This window comes from Ruegeria sp. CH10 (assembly GCF_056537125.1).
The window spans coordinates 81,504-95,347 of sequence record NZ_JBQFQY010000005.1 but is presented as its reverse complement, the minus strand read 5'-3'; the positions used below and the strand labels follow the sequence as shown (position 1 = coordinate 95,347).

At 54.6% G+C, this 13,844-nt stretch carries 13 protein-coding genes; 9 read left to right on the top strand and 4 right to left on the bottom strand.

Features of this window, described 5'->3' with window-relative positions; translation table 11 throughout:
* Window positions 1–1,089: 1,089 nt before the first annotated feature.
* Genes ACRZ94_RS15370 through ACRZ94_RS15360 form a run of 3 tightly spaced genes read left to right on the top strand, consistent with a single transcriptional unit; the run spans window position 1,090 to window position 4,608 of the window.
* The gene (locus ACRZ94_RS15370) at window positions 1,090–2,679 is read left to right on the top strand and encodes a Mu transposase C-terminal domain-containing protein (protein WP_480797744.1); all 1,590 of its coding nucleotides are present in this window, start codon (window positions 1,090–1,092) and stop codon (window positions 2,677–2,679) included.
* A complete protein-coding gene (locus ACRZ94_RS15365; RefSeq protein WP_480797743.1) occupies window positions 2,676–3,551 on the top strand; it encodes a TniB family NTP-binding protein in 876 nt (291 codons plus the stop codon). Before ACRZ94_RS15370 ends, ACRZ94_RS15365 begins: the two co-directional genes overlap by 4 nt.
* On the top strand, window positions 3,544–4,608 hold the full coding sequence (locus ACRZ94_RS15360; RefSeq protein ID WP_480797742.1) for a TniQ family protein: 1,065 nt from the start codon (window positions 3,544–3,546) through the stop codon (window positions 4,606–4,608). Before ACRZ94_RS15365 ends, ACRZ94_RS15360 begins: the two co-directional genes overlap by 8 nt.
* Window positions 4,609–5,046: 438 nt before the next feature.
* Here the strand turns inward: ACRZ94_RS15360 and ACRZ94_RS15355 are convergent, their stop codons facing one another.
* On the bottom strand, window positions 5,047–6,162 hold the full coding sequence (locus ACRZ94_RS15355; RefSeq protein WP_480654870.1) for an RNA ligase: 1,116 nt from the start codon (window positions 6,160–6,162) through the stop codon (window positions 5,047–5,049).
* Between the two features lie 678 nt (window positions 6,163–6,840).
* Between ACRZ94_RS15355 and ACRZ94_RS15350 the strand changes: the two genes are divergently transcribed.
* The gene (locus tag ACRZ94_RS15350) at window positions 6,841–7,098 is read left to right on the top strand and encodes a YjhX family toxin (RefSeq protein ID WP_480654868.1); all 258 of its coding nucleotides are present in this window, start codon (window positions 6,841–6,843) and stop codon (window positions 7,096–7,098) included.
* Between the two features lie 13 nt (window positions 7,099–7,111).
* A complete protein-coding gene (locus ACRZ94_RS15345; RefSeq protein ID WP_480797741.1) occupies window positions 7,112–7,576 on the top strand; it encodes a GNAT family N-acetyltransferase in 465 nt (154 codons plus the stop codon).
* 168 nt (window positions 7,577–7,744) lie between these two features.
* Here the strand turns inward: ACRZ94_RS15345 and ACRZ94_RS15340 are convergent, their stop codons facing one another.
* The gene (locus ACRZ94_RS15340) at window positions 7,745–8,182 is read right to left on the bottom strand and encodes a hypothetical protein (protein ID WP_480797740.1); all 438 of its coding nucleotides are present in this window, start codon (window positions 8,180–8,182) and stop codon (window positions 7,745–7,747) included.
* 103 nt (window positions 8,183–8,285) lie between these two features.
* Between ACRZ94_RS15340 and ACRZ94_RS15335 the strand changes: the two genes are divergently transcribed.
* Entirely contained in the window at window positions 8,286–9,059 is a 774-nt protein-coding gene (locus ACRZ94_RS15335) for a helix-turn-helix domain-containing protein (protein ID WP_480797739.1), read from the top strand.
* A gap of 61 nt (window positions 9,060–9,120) precedes the next feature.
* Here the strand turns inward: ACRZ94_RS15335 and ACRZ94_RS15330 are convergent, their stop codons facing one another.
* Both ACRZ94_RS15330 and ACRZ94_RS15325 read right to left on the bottom strand, forming a co-directional pair.
* Window positions 9,121–9,312: a hypothetical protein gene (locus tag ACRZ94_RS15330; RefSeq protein WP_480654860.1), complete on the bottom strand. Its 192-nt coding sequence runs from the start codon at window positions 9,310–9,312 to the stop codon at window positions 9,121–9,123.
* The gene (locus ACRZ94_RS15325; RefSeq protein ID WP_480797738.1) at window positions 9,309–10,157 is read right to left on the bottom strand and encodes a DUF6502 family protein; all 849 of its coding nucleotides are present in this window, start codon (window positions 10,155–10,157) and stop codon (window positions 9,309–9,311) included. The genes ACRZ94_RS15330 and ACRZ94_RS15325 overlap by 4 nt, the downstream gene beginning before the upstream one ends.
* Between ACRZ94_RS15325 and ACRZ94_RS15320 the strand changes: the two genes are divergently transcribed.
* The 3 genes from ACRZ94_RS15320 to ACRZ94_RS15310 all read left to right on the top strand — a co-directional run bounded on the left by ACRZ94_RS15320 (window position 10,133) and on the right by ACRZ94_RS15310 (window position 13,757).
* Complete coding sequence (locus tag ACRZ94_RS15320) at window positions 10,133–11,428, top strand: vWA domain-containing protein (RefSeq protein WP_480797737.1); 1,296 nt, start codon at window positions 10,133–10,135, stop codon at window positions 11,426–11,428. The genes ACRZ94_RS15325 and ACRZ94_RS15320 overlap by 25 nt on opposite strands.
* 267 nt (window positions 11,429–11,695) lie before the next feature.
* The gene (locus ACRZ94_RS15315; protein WP_480797736.1) at window positions 11,696–12,367 is read left to right on the top strand and encodes a response regulator transcription factor; all 672 of its coding nucleotides are present in this window, start codon (window positions 11,696–11,698) and stop codon (window positions 12,365–12,367) included.
* Window position 12,368: 1 nt separating this feature from the next.
* Window positions 12,369–13,757 carry a sensor histidine kinase gene (locus ACRZ94_RS15310; protein WP_480797735.1) on the top strand — a complete coding sequence of 463 codons (1,389 nt, stop codon included), beginning with the start codon at window positions 12,369–12,371 and terminating at the stop codon, window positions 13,755–13,757.
* The last annotated feature ends 87 nt before the right edge of the window (window positions 13,758–13,844 follow it).

The following is a 13,844-nucleotide window of genomic DNA, read 5'->3' as shown; positions in this document are numbered from 1 at the left end:
CGTCAGTAGCGTAATTCCAGGGCATCAGGCTGCTGATGTTGGACTGTCTATGCCCATTTACGATTGCAGTGTAAGCGTCCGGTGAAGGGGCTGCTAACCTCCTTCTCAACAGCATAGAGTTTGCCTATCAACATACTGGCGCTGAATCTCCATGTCGGTGCGATGACGCAGAGCACCTTCGATCATCGCTGCAATTCAGATGATGAGTAGCGTTCAGCTTGAACTGGAAATCAGACCGGCTGAAAAATGCCCGATTGAGGCTTTTGGCGTGAGGGACTAGTCTGAGCGGCGTTCTCAAAAATACGAAATTTACGTCAGATCTTCCGCCATAGATGCCATCCTACTTCTCCAATCTGGAGTATACAGAAGATGTCTCGCGAGTTTTTACATATCTACAAATTCCGCTGAAATGCAACGAGAATTGATCGGATGCTTTGTTGTCGAATTCATTAGATGCTTTTGTTATTAAACACTAATTTGTCGATGCCCGTCACTATTTTGTTGATTCGATCACTTGGCCGCGCATAACGTGACCAGAACTCATTGAGCTATGACTTACATGATTATCGGCGAACAACAACGACAACGGCATGAATTGCTGAAGTATCATCTCAGCCCTGCTACGGGTCAGACAGTGTCGCAAGGGCGCGACCGTTCAGAGCAGGTTGAAGCTGAAACTTGTGAAGCAATCGGCTGTTCTCACCCTTCTGAAATCTGGCCTGAGTGTTATCCGGGCGAAAATGAGGAGACGCGGATGTAGAGGCGCACATTCATCAAACGGTGACGTGAAATGAAAGAGACCCCTAGGGTGTTCGATACCCTCGGGGCCTCGGAAAATCGTCGTGGAACACGATCTCTTCCTTTTTTCATCCCACCTCGCCCACCAGAAATCAAGTGAAAACGCGGCCGATCCGTTGGCCGCGACCGAAAAAGCTGTGTTTGCAGCAAACATGGGATGAAAAGATCAATGAGGGATTTTCAATCTACCTGCGCGGATCTCGCGGGGCATGCAGACAGGTTCGTGTCTGACACCGCAGAACGCATGTCGAAAGCTGACCATCAGTGGCTATTGCCAAACAGGACATAGACATGAACCAGCAAGAATTCTCAAATTGTGAACTAGAACGGGCAACGAAAATCTCCGGTGAGCTCTGGAGGTATGTACGCGGAGAAACTTTAACCAGATCGGCCTGCCGTGACCTTTGCCGCGAACTGGGCTGTTCGCGCTCAACGTTGTTTCGACATTTAGCAACGCTGAAGAAAAAGCAAGTGGCGACAGCGCTCATTCCCAAGAAGAGGGGCAGAAAACCACTCAGCCGATTTCTTAATGATGCTCATGAAGAGGTGATTGAATTTTGCATAGAACGCTTCTTCCTCTCGCGCGAACGTCTGAGCTTCGATGAACTTACCCGCCGAGTGTTTGTCGAGTTCCAAAAGCGGGGGCTTTCCCCGGTGTCCCGTAAAGCACTGATTGCGCGTTTGAAAACCATCGAACCGCGTAAGGTGGTCAAGAAGCGAGAAGGGGCAAGCGCTGCACGAGAACAGTTTGAGATGATACACGCCCACTACACTGCTGGACGTCCTCTTGCCGTTATGCAGATTGACCACACAATAATTGATGCGGTGGCCGTTGCCCCTGAAACTGGAAAGGTTCTTGGCCGACCCACGCTGACATACTGCATTGACGTCTACAGCCGCGTTATTTGCGGTTTTTTGATCGGATTTGAGCGCCCCGGTGCGAAAATGCTGATGCGAGCACTCTCGCAGGCAGTCCGCCCCAAATCAGAGTTATTGGAAGCCTTAAGAGTTCACACTACTTGGCCCGTTTTTGGCATACCAGAAGCTGTCCACTCGGATAATGGCTCTGATTTTACATCGAACGCCTTCACCACCGGGTTGGCCAATTTTGGTATCAATCACTTTAGACGTCCGTTGCGCCGCCCCAATTGGGGTGGGCATGTCGAGCGCTACATCCGCACTAACAACTCTCTGATTCATAGTCTCCCTGGAACGACACGCTCAAACGTAGTGGAGCGCGGGTCTCCGGATCCTACAACACAGGCGTGTCTTTCGCTCGATGATCTAAGGCGCCTTGTGGCGAGCTTTATTTGCGATGTTTACCACAAAACTGATCACAGTAGTTTGCGCGAACCGCCACTTCGTAAGTGGCAGCGATATTGGGACCAGCTTGGAGAGCAACCCCGGCTCCCCAAAGACATGGAGGCTTTTGATCGTCACTTTTTACCGTTCGAAACGCGAAAGATCCGCGAATATGGGTTGAGGTTCCAACACCTTTACTATCGCTCTCCTGCACTGCAAAAGATGCGCGATTGCGGAGTTAAATCAGTACGGTTCAAGTACGATCCAAGTGATGTGCGTCAGCTCTATGTCGAGGGTAACCACGGAGCTTTCGAAACCGTTCCATCCGAGCGTCGATTTCATCGCCGGATCTCCTTTGCAGAACACGCCTTGTTGAGAGATCGCGCGGATACCAACACAAACCGCTGGTCTGACGCGGACTTACTTCGGCACTACCAGCTTCGCGACGACATCATCGGCAAAGCGAAGAGGCGCAAGCGTGACCACAATAAAACTGACGAAGGTACTCGGGTGTCGTCAAGCGGTACGCTTAGGCCAGATGCCCTGAACTTCATGGGTTCGAGAGGAACACGGCCATGACTTATGAGCATTTGTCGCCCAGATCGCAGGTGATCGCGGGGCAGGGGGTCGCCGAAAGAGTGGAGTACTTAGTCGAACTCCCGTACCTTCCCGTTAAACCATTGGATCAGGTCGAATCCTGGCTCCGAAACGCAATTTCGACCCATGTTGATCGCCCGCTTAAACCGATAACTTTTCTGCTCGCCCCAAACGGCATGGGGACGAGTTGGATGATAGACCGCGTGGCGGATGCATTTCCTGCCTACCTTCAGAAGGACCAGCGAATTTCCTGTCATCCCGCTGTTGTCGCGCATTTCCCGTCCAATGGGAATATGCGTGAAATCGGGGCTGAGGTTTGCCAATTCGTTGGGGCTCCCAATCATCACATCGGCGGAACGGGCCAAAATGCCACTGGGTGGTTAAGTCTGTTGAACCATATCGGGACTCGGATGCTTCTAATAAAAGACATGCAGTCACTGAGCAACCTTCCCAAGTCGCGCCAAGGTCCTGTTCTGAACATGATCAGAAATGCGACTTCTCGCTATGGACTGCAGATGACACTCGTTGGGCCACCTGAATTGCACCCCTTGATAATGAATGACCCGCAATTGGCTGACCGGGCGCAACTGATCGAAGTCCAGCCGTTCAAGGCATCAGACGCTTCTCTTACGGTGTTTCTGGAGTCGTTCCAACGGTGGTGTCCGCTGCGCCGAACCTCTGATCTCTGCGACGATCAAAGCTTGCGCAAAGCCCTGGTTCGAAGAACAGGTGGAACCACGCGCAACATGCTCGATGTGCTGACACGATTGGGAGCTTACGCGATCTACAGCGCTGAGGAACGTATCACTTACAGAGTGTGGCGCGACTACTTTTCAAGGGCTGAATATGCTTGAGAAGTCGCTGCCAATCACCGTCGCACCATTCGAAGGAGAATGCCTCACTTCGTTCTTGATGCGCACTGCCGCAGTATACGGAATCAGTGCGGATCGACTGATCCAACACTGCTTGCCCGGGCTGGGACAAAAACCATCGATGTCGGCTGATGTCCTGACGGTTGATCCCGACGTCGATGTCCTGGCGGCGTTCGCAGAGTCACTGCGTGTTTCCCTGGATAACCTGCAGGCAATGACACTGCCTACGCACTATTTGTCCAATAACCTACGCAACATCGCATTTACTGGCGCGGCGCGGGACCCCGATACACTTGATGTAACCCCAAACCAGAAATTGCGTTTTGGTTGGTGTCCGCTCTGCCTGATGGAGGATCGGGCAGGGGGCGGGGATCATTTTTTGCGCCTTGATTGGCCGCTTGCATTTGTCACAATGTGTCCGACCCACAAACGGCCACTGATTGAACGTTGCCAAAACTGCTATCATTTCGTGAGAAGCCCGGACTACGCCCTGTATCGCGATCAGTTGGCGCTGGTCTGTCCGCGCTGCTTTACGCCGCTTGACGCCCGGTTTGGATATGATTTCGTTGCCGACCAGCATGCCCATGACTGGAATGGCGATGCAACGCTCCAAACGGTTTGGGATCAGATCATCACCTATGAGCAGTTCCTAAAGAAGGTGATGAGGCAAAGGTCAGGGCGATCGAAGAGACAGCGCATTGTCTGCGAGTTTCACGGACTATTTGATCTTCTGCTCATCGCCGAAAAGCAAAATGATCTGCGTCCGGTTGATGTGCTAGACAGCGCGTATTTTCCATCACCGGCCAAGCTTGGCTTCGCAACCCGTCAATTGACGCATCCATTTCACATCTGTCATCTGGTGGAGCGTAGAAAGGCACTGGCAATCGTGATTTTCATGCTTGAAGATGAAGTCGAACCATACGGGTTCGACTCAGGAGCATCGCCTATGCATCGATTCCGAGAGTTGATGTACCGCGATACCTATAGTCGGTTTGAACAACACATCCTCAACGTCGCCAGACTCGCGCTTCCAATCTGAAGGGGCAGGGTTTGGAACTTCTCTGTTGATCGAGTCCCAAAATTAGAGTCTCATTTTTAAGGGAACTTAACATTAGCTTTGCGGTTTCAATAAAAAACATATAAGCTAAGTTATGGTAAATAATGGCAGTCCTTTTGGGGTTGGCTGGTATGCTGGCTCGGTGAACCACTAGTTGGACTAAATGAGTTGAGTCCACCCTACATGCAGCCTGTTGGCAATCTTGATTAACGTCTTCAAGCCAGGGTGACACTCCCGACGCCTAGTTCCACCGAGGTGGATTTGCTCTAAATCTGCCAGATGGACAAAGCTCTCCAGAGAAAGGTCTTTCTCCATTCTCGAACGTAAACAGGCGGAGGCCCGCATTTGTAAAATTGCGACGCGCTAATCTGTCTGGGCTCGATACCGTGGAGAGGGCGTGGTTTGACGCCCCCTCCTATCTTATTCCGGTGTGTCGATCGGTTGCCATTGCATCCCGAACAGAGGCCGGATCGCCTCAACTTTGTTCTCCGAGCCCGCAGCTCGTTCGAGGATACCCAACAGGCTCTTACTAGGCGGCGTCCCGTCCAGTGCCCGGAAGGCGACAGATTGCAACCGCGGATCAAGCTCTGCCTTGGCCTTCAACGCGAACTCTTTCCGGGCCAACTCCCTGTGTTCAGACACGAAGGCGTCAATCTCGCCAGCCTGCACATCGACCGCCCTCATGACCTCGTCATGGTAGGATTGAACCTGCGCAGCAGCCTCGGGTGCCAGTAACGGCAGAACATCGTCCAGCGCGCCTTTTGCAACCCAAGCCAACAGGTTCTTTTCATGCGCCAGCCCAGCCAGTGCCTTATGCCGCAGGACATAGGCATCCGCTTTGATCTTCAGCCTGTGGCCGTCCTCAAACGCGATGACGTAACCTTCGACACCCTCCAATGCCCGAGCATCCGTCCAGAACCGATGAACGTCCTCGACGCTGTCGAACTGTGCGACGATCGGAACACCGTGCCGGGTGGCCACGGCCTCCAACTCTGCGTGCGGCATGTAGGCCCCAGACCGCATGTGCCGGATCGCAAGCAAAGTCAGCTGCGGAACGTTATAGGCCAGCACCACCCGGTTCTCGGGCGAGGTGAACTCGAAGACGGGCGTGAACCCTGCCGCGATCATGTCGGTGCAAAGTGCTTTGACCTCGGGTCCTGCAACAGCCCAAGCTGCCCGGGACTGGGCAGAAATGCCCATCCGGGTCATAAACACCATCTCACCCCCGACAATCGCGGGGTGAATCATCGATCCGTCCAGTTTATCCAAAACCGCATGAGACGCATCCCACGGCTCTTCCTGCACCGGGCGCTTTTCACCCAGGTTGAAGAACTTGTGGAACGGCCGCGCGATCAGCCTGCCGTCGGGGTCAAATTTCAACCCCCGGCATTCCCGCGCCAACGCGCTGTCGAACGTGTTGTCCAGCGTGTAGAGGTAGTTGATCACCGAGTATCCATCGTGGTCGAAATGAAAGATCCCGGTGTCGGGCACAATATGCGGGAGGACGTCTTCCAGCGTTTCGATGATATGGTCCATTTTTAGGCTCCAGAAAAAGAAAAAGCCGCCTCGGGACGAGACGGCCTGGTTCGGACAATAAGGGTGGGGTTAGGTCACTCGGATCTTAGTCCACCTGTCGAAGAGAAGCCGCCAAAAAGCACTGCGTCGCGATCATCCGCGCACAGCTGCTTTGGTAGATATGACACTACAATAGTCATCTTGGTTTCTCCTGATCCGGCGTTTAGCCTGCGCAGTGCGGCTGGGTCAAGGATTACTGTAGCTAGTGGTCGCGATTGATTTGCCGCTCAACATGTCTCCGAACCCACGGAAATCCCAAGAAAGTTGACCAGCGTATGGGGTGTCACTCCGCACTTAACAAGCGGCGATTACCTGTCTTCAAGGTTTGCCAGCCCCCGCTGTGACGCGTCCCGCCGACACCTGCCATTCGCTGCGATCAGAAAGCCAAAGGCTGGCTGAAATCACACGTTGGCGTGCTAAGGCAGTCTTCGGCTTCGATTTTTCCAATGTCCGCTTGTCAACCGTCAGACATCGCAGTAACTGCCGTTCATGCTCTGCACAAAACAGAGCGATGGAGATTTTATGTCTACGATTGCGGCCCGCCGCTAAGGTCCACCTGTTTGGACCATCTGAACCAAAAGACTTCCGAGCGATTGGCCGGAAGCCTTTTAGGCTGGCATAAACTCAAGAGACAAACCGTTGAATATCTCAAAGCACGAGCAACGCGTTTTGCACGTTCTTGCGCAGGGTGGAGCCATCCACTTTGAACGCATGGCGAACGGCAAAGTGCGCAAAGTCTCCTGTTTCACACGCGACGGCCACGTGTTGGCTGATTGCCCGTTGAAGCTTTTTGAGCGTCTGAAGAAACGACGCTTTATCAAATCCGAAAACGGACGACCCTACCGCGCAACGCGGCTCGGCATTCGCTCTGTGAACTCTCAATACGACAACCGTTAAGGACCTACAGACAATGACAAACCCAATCATTAAAGCCACTGCCGCCAAGGATATTGCAGCGCTTCAGGTTGTGTTGGATGGGACAAAGCTTTTCCCCAGCGAAATGCTTCCGGACATGCTTGCCCCTTCGTTGGCGGGTGAAACCGACGCTCTTTGGCTGACGTGTCATAGCGATGGTGAGGCCGTGGGACTTTGCTACACTGTTCCCGAAGATCTGGCCGACGGCACCTGGAACATGCGTGCTCTTGCCGTTCGTACAGATTTGCAAGGCAAGCGGCTTGGCGCTGCTCTGCTACGAGCGGCCGAGCGGCACCTTAGAGACCAGGGGCAACGTATCTTGATTGTGGATACATCTGGCACGGATGATTTCAGACTAACCCGCCAATTCTATGTACAGAATGGGTATGAAGAAGAAGCACGCATCCGTGATTTCTGGGCTGACGGCGACGACAAGGTGACTTTCCGCAAAGCCCTTTGAAACTCACGCCCCTCGCCATCTATATGGCGGGGGGAACACGAAACCGCAGTTCACGCACGCTGAAGCATGCGGTGCCTTGCGCTCTCTCCGGACATCGGATGCAACACGGCATCTCATCCTGGGAAAACGTGACTTCGTTGGGTCGTCGTTGCGGAAGGGCATGTTGCATCAACTATTATGGACGTGCGATCGGTCACTGTCGCTTTGAGGTCGACTGGACAGCAGAATCAAAAGCAGGAATGACAGGTTGAGTACAACGTTAAACGGTGCCCCCACCAAAACAGAACCTGCGCTGTCTGTGTAAAACCAAACCCACCCGGCAATCTTTGCCACTTTGGCTGCTGCGACAGAGGAAAAAGGCACCACATAGGTCCCCAAAGCCCATTGCATCGCGCCTAAACCGGCGGTCAACCCACCGACGATCGCCAGCAACAAAGGCGAGGGAACCGATATGTCAGGCGCAACTGCGTGGATCGGCCAATACGCAACGGTCAGAAATATATGCGCCACGACATGCAGGGCCGGTAATGCAGTCAGTGCAAACAGAACTCCGGTAACGACCAGAACGGCGCCGGACAGGCGCATGGCAGATTGTTGTCGGGTCATGACATCCTCCTTTAAAGATGTCCTTCATGCGGCGGGCACACGGTCGAAATCAATTACCTCAGAGGTAAGTGATTTCTGTTCGCCGCGTTGTTAAACTCGGTTCATGACGACGTATCCTGGTTTGTTGAAAGAATGGCGGAAACGCCGACGAATGAGCCAGCTTGATCTGGCAAACGAAGCCGGTGTGAGTGCGCGCCATATCTCGTTTCTTGAAACCGGCCGGTCCCGTCCCAGCCCGGATATGATCCTGCATCTGTCAGAGGTCATGGATATTCCTGTGGATACCAGAAACCAGATGATGCGTGCGGAGGGTTTTGCCGCCCGCTTTGCCACAACCCCGCTCGACGACGATGCGATGGCGCCAATCCGCAAGGCTGTGGACTGGACTCTGACGCAACATGAACCCTACCCGGGGATGGTGTTGGATCGGGTCTGGAAGGTCGTCAGGCTGAATAGACCCGCCGAGCTGCTTTTTGCGCCTCTTGGGATCGAGATTGGGCAAAGCCTGCTGTCGCTGGTTACAAATCCGATTATGGCCGAGCTTGTGGAAAACTGGCCCCAAGTTGCACATCATACGATGCTGCGGCTGCGCGCGGAAAGCGCGAATGCCGGAGGGTTGGCTGAGTTGGACGCCGCCGCACAAGCGCTTGCGCCTTACGCGAAAAACCACAATGACCGGGCCGTCGGGCCAACGGTTCCTGCCGTCTATCGCTTTGGACAACAGCGGGTTTCGATGTTTGGCACCATCGCGCAATTCAGCACGGCCACGGATGTGACGCTTGACGACCTGAAGATCGAGCTGTTCTTTCCGTCCGACGAACCAAGCGCGGCTTTCCTCAGGTCGATTGCCCCTCTGGGAACCTCCGACCGAAGTTAGTCAAACCACTTGGGCACCGCTGTACCTTTTTTGACAAGAGGAACGGGTGGCACCACAGCAGTTACTCGACACTGCAACCTGTGCCGCCTATCCCGTCATCTGCACCGGGGTCAATGGAGGGGCAGTCCAGGTCGCTGTTGTCTATGGCCTCTTCGATAACGACAGGCGCCTCGACGACAGGTTCCTCCAGATTTTCAGTTCCTGTACAGGCTGTCAGGATGAACAGGAAAAGACAGTATCTGGCAGTTTTCATTCGGTGTTGTCCCTCTGACGATAGAAATAGGCCCCGGCCCGGAACCTGTGGTCTGCATCGGTCTTGTTTTTCGCTTTCATATCAGCAGCTTTATCCGCGAGCGATTCAAAAACCGCCATCTGCGCGCGTTTATGTGCGTCTTCCAGCGTCTGCACTTGTTCCTTGGTCAAGCCACCAAAATGAACGGCGCGTTCAAAATAGCGGGGCGTTGCGCCCATAACGTTTTCGGTCGCAGCAGACATATGATCCCCCAGATTTCGCGTCAGATAGGCCAGCTGATCCTCGGACCCGGCAAGCGGCTGATACGATGTCTGGCGCAAGCGCAGCATGTCATTGTCCAGAGCTTCAACCGTCCCTGCATTGAGCAACGTATCCAGCATCGTCCTTGGGTGAACATCCTTTCGAATGTCACGTGCGAGGGCCTCAAACGAAGGGTCCGCACCGCTTTTGGGAATATCGCAGGCCTGATAGTTCGGATCGGTGCGCCATCTCTGAATCAATGTAGCCAAATGGTTAGAGCGCGCTTGCACCGGTGGCTCGGATTTCAGGCGCGCAATGTCGCGCCTTTGCAGACCGGTCAGTACCGAAATGCGGCTGTCTGTCGCTTTCCCTTCGGACTGCTTGATCGCAGCGGCAACGTAATGCGTCTTTAATCGCTCCATCAGCTCAGGAAACAGGACACCACGTGCAACCATGAGGCGGGCGAAAGGGGCGAAGAGCGTATCCAGTAAATCGGCCATATGTGCTATATGCACATTTTTCTTGACGCCAGCAAGTCGCCATGAAATGTGTAAATTACACATTTTAAGGAGAGTCGCCGATGAAACCCCTCGAATCCAAAGCATCAAAATCTGCGGGTATCGCCTTTGGTGCCGCCTTGATGGGCTTGGGTCTTTCTGGCTGCACAGGGATTTCCGCCACCGGAAATCTGGAAGAGCCCGTTGTAGAAGCCCCTGTAGTAATTGAGGAATCGGTAGCGGTGTCAGAACCCCTACCGGCATCGCAGCCCGTCAGGTCAACGCCGCGTCAAGGTGTGCTGACGGCAGGCGACATAGATGACTCTTTGAACCTGGCCGCGTTTGTCCCCCTGCAGTCAAAAGCGTCCAAAGCGCTGGGGCTGCCGCGCGCGGATTTGTCCACACCCGTTCTGGCAACGTTTGTAGGAGAAGATAACGAGCCCGCCCCCGGCGTTCGTTTCACGCTGAGGAAACCTGGCGCGGCCCAGCCTTTTTATGATGGGCTTTCCGGTGTGGACGGGGCCATAACCGTATTCCCCGCAGCGTTGGACGCCGGACGGATGCGCGAAGTTGAAATACGGGCGTTCACGGATGGATCGGAGGCTCCGACAACACATGTCTTGAAAAGCAATGGAACGCGCCAAACGGTAAAGCTGCCCGGAACCCAAAAGTGGCGGCCCGAATTTCTGGATTTGACTTTTGTAATCGATACCACTGGTAGCATGGGTGATGAAATGGAGTGGCTGCTCAAGGATCTGAGCTCCATTCTGCGGCAGGCCAAAAACAGCGCAAAGGGTATCGATGTCCGGCTTGGCCTCGTGGTCTATAAATCGAAGGGGGATCGCTATGTGGTCAAGAGCTATGGCTTTACCAGAAACCAAAAGCAGTTCCGAAACTGGCTCAGCGGTGAGCTGCCTACAAGCGGCGGAAGCGGCTATCCCGAAGCGGTTGCAGACGCTTTGGAAACCGCTGTCGCCCTAAACTGGCGCCGCGGGCGCGGTGAGCGCCTCTTGTTCCAGATCGGCGATGAACCACCCCATTCCAGCCAGACCCGAACCTATTTGAACGCAGCGCGGGACGCGGCGCAGAAAGGCGTCCAGATTTTCAGCGTCGAAGCCAGCAGCCAGGGACCACATCTTGAATACCTTATGCGGCAGGGCGCGCTGGTGTCCAACGGGCGATACATATTCCTGACCGATGACAGTGGCGTCGGATATGCGCATAACGAGCCGGCAACGACATGTTACCGCGTGACGCCTCTCAACGATCTGATGGTCCGTGTGATTCAAAGCGAACTCAAAGGCTATCGCGTTGAGGCATCAAGTCAGGATGTTATCCGCCAGGTCGGAACCTACAGGAACGGCGTCTGCCTGAACTAGACGGGCGAAAGCCGCTGTTCGGCCACATACGTCGCGCCGAACCGGTGGGCCTGCGCGATTTATCCAGATTGGAGGCGAAATCTTCGGCAATGATGAAACCTGGACTGCCTTTCACGTCATCGAACATCCGGGCAACGTATTCGCCCAGAATGCCTATGATCCCCCAAATCCTCGGATCATGGGCACAACTATACAATTTGGTAATGTGCTGGCGGGCCGCAGTGAGAATCCAATAGAGTGACGAAAACCAATCTGTGGGCCAGGACGATGCGCGTACTCATTGTGGAAGATGATACTGAGACGGCAGAATACATCAGTTCCAGCCTGAACGCGTTGGGGCACACATATGAGGTTGCATCCGACGGCAAACAGGCGTTCTTGCAAGCGCTCGACAGCGACTTCGACGTCATGATCGTGGACCGTATGATTCCCAAACTGGACGGTCTGGTTCTGGTCAAATCCATTCGCAGCGCGGATGTCAAAACGCCGATAATATTTCTCAGCGCCATGAACGGGCTGCACGACAGGATTGATGGTCTTGAGGCCGGGGCAGACGACTATTTGGTCAAACCTTTCGCATTCTCGGAACTGTCGGCGCGGCTGATGGCCCTCACTCGGCGACCCCCGATGCAATCCGAGCCAACAATGCTGAAGGTTGCCGATCTTGAGGTGAACCTGATCGCGCATACGGTCACGCGCGCGGGGCAGAACATTCCGATACAACCGCGTGAATATCGGCTATTGGTGCACCTTATGCGCAACGAGGGTCGGGTTGTGACACGCACGATGTTGCTTGAGGCCGTCTGGGACTTCCACTTTGATCCCAAGACCAACGTGGTCGAGACCCACATCAGCCGCCTGCGCCAGAAGATCGACAAACCCTTTGTCAAAGACCTGATCCACACGGTTCGCGGCTTTGGCTATAGCCTACACGCCTGATATGAAAATACCGTGGTCCGGTCTGCGCAGCACGTCTACAAAACTGTCCCTGCAGTTTGCGCTGCTGTATTCGGTGTTGGTGGCCTTGATGTTTTTCGGGGCTTACCGCCTGTCGATCTATGAGATCAGGGATCGCACTTTTGATCAGATGCGCGCCGATGCAGAGACCCTAAAGGGTGTCTATGCCGCTCACGGGGCGGACCGCTTGACCGAGCACGTCAAGGCGCTGCAAACGGTGAACTTTGAGAATTCACGGATATTCCTGCTGCTTGACGGGAACGCTCGACCTGTTTCAGGAAATATATTGGAGATGGACCTGGCTGCGGTAACAGGTGGGGACGTGCAGTTCATCCCGGTTGATGACATCGAAATCGTCGGTGTGCACGAAGACGAAGTCAACGGTTATTGGCTCAGCCAAACTCACATTGGCCCGTTCGAGTTCATTCAGGGCACCGGCGACCATGTGGGTACTGAGGTGGTCGAGGCGTTGGGGCTAGCACTGGCCATCGGGTCCGTGCTGGCGATTGCCGCCGGTTTGCTGGCCGGTGTGTGGGTCGGCAAAATTACCGAAAAGCGCATTGTCGATATCTCGAACACATTGGACCGCGTTTCAACAGGTAACCTGCAAGCACGCATTCCAATCTCGGGCGGTGCCAGCGACGATCTCAGCCGAGTTTCAGAAAGCGTCAATGCAACACTTGGCCAGCTGGAAACCTTGCTGGAAACGCAACAGCAGATCTCCAATGACATCGCCCATGATCTGCGCACGCCATTGCAGCGGTTGCGTCAGCGGCTGGAGCGGTTGCAGGGCCAGTCACAACCCGACCCGTCCGAGGCCGCGGCCGCTCTGGCCGAGGTCGAAGACATCATTGCCACGTTCAACGCCTTGCTTAGGATCGCACAGGTCCAAGCCGGGGATCAGCGGGCCAGGTTTGAAAAGGTCGATCTTGATACAGTTGCCGAGACGATTTTCGAAGCCTTTGAGCCTGCGGCCGAGATCCAGAACCAGACACTGCGCCTGACGCGATCACCGTCGGCTGCACTGGTGCTTGGGGACCGGGCCTTGTTGCTGCAACTGGCGTCAAACCTGATTGAAAACGCCCTGCACCATTGCCCGGCGGGCACAACGATCGACATCACCGCCAACGTGCGTGATGGGCAGGCGTGGCTCACTGTCTCGGATGATGGCCCTGGTATTCTCGTCGAGGATCACGAACGCGTTTTCCGACGCTTTTTCCGCGGCGATAAAAGCCGCAGCAGCGCGGGTCACGGTCTGGGTCTGGCAACGGTAAAGGCCATCGCAACCCTGCACGACGCCGATATTTCGCTCAGTGACAATGCACCGGGCCTGACAATCGACGTGGTATTTCGCAGGGTCAAAGCGGGTTAGCGCGCCCTCCAGCGTCACGTTAACATCACCGCTGTCGCCTTCAGCACCATTCGAACCCGTAACATAGAAGGACAGCGCGATGCTGCC

Excerpts from the sequence above, each read along its gene's own strand:
- ACRZ94_RS15325 (WP_480797738.1), bottom strand. The coding sequence starts at position 10,157 with ATGCTTTGGATTCGAGGGGTTTCATCGGCGACTCTCCTTAAAATGTGT.
- ACRZ94_RS15365 (WP_480797743.1), top strand. The coding sequence starts at position 2,676 with ATGACTTATGAGCATTTGTCGCCCAGATCGCAGGTGATCGCGGGGCAG.
- ACRZ94_RS15360 (WP_480797742.1), top strand. The coding sequence starts at position 3,544 with ATGCTTGAGAAGTCGCTGCCAATCACCGTCGCACCATTCGAAGGAGAA.
- ACRZ94_RS15355 (WP_480654870.1), bottom strand. The coding sequence starts at position 6,162 with ATGGACCATATCATCGAAACGCTGGAAGACGTCCTCCCGCATATTGTG.
- ACRZ94_RS15315 (WP_480797736.1), top strand. The coding sequence starts at position 11,696 with ATGCGCGTACTCATTGTGGAAGATGATACTGAGACGGCAGAATACATC.
- ACRZ94_RS15345 (WP_480797741.1), top strand. The coding sequence starts at position 7,112 with ATGACAAACCCAATCATTAAAGCCACTGCCGCCAAGGATATTGCAGCG.
- ACRZ94_RS15320 (WP_480797737.1), top strand. The coding sequence starts at position 10,133 with ATGAAACCCCTCGAATCCAAAGCATCAAAATCTGCGGGTATCGCCTTT.
- ACRZ94_RS15310 (WP_480797735.1), top strand. The coding sequence starts at position 12,369 with ATGAAAATACCGTGGTCCGGTCTGCGCAGCACGTCTACAAAACTGTCC.
- ACRZ94_RS15370 (WP_480797744.1), top strand. The coding sequence starts at position 1,090 with ATGAACCAGCAAGAATTCTCAAATTGTGAACTAGAACGGGCAACGAAA.
- ACRZ94_RS15330 (WP_480654860.1), bottom strand. The coding sequence starts at position 9,312 with ATGAAAACTGCCAGATACTGTCTTTTCCTGTTCATCCTGACAGCCTGT.
- ACRZ94_RS15335 (WP_480797739.1), top strand. The coding sequence starts at position 8,286 with ATGACGACGTATCCTGGTTTGTTGAAAGAATGGCGGAAACGCCGACGA.
- ACRZ94_RS15340 (WP_480797740.1), bottom strand. The coding sequence starts at position 8,182 with ATGACCCGACAACAATCTGCCATGCGCCTGTCCGGCGCCGTTCTGGTC.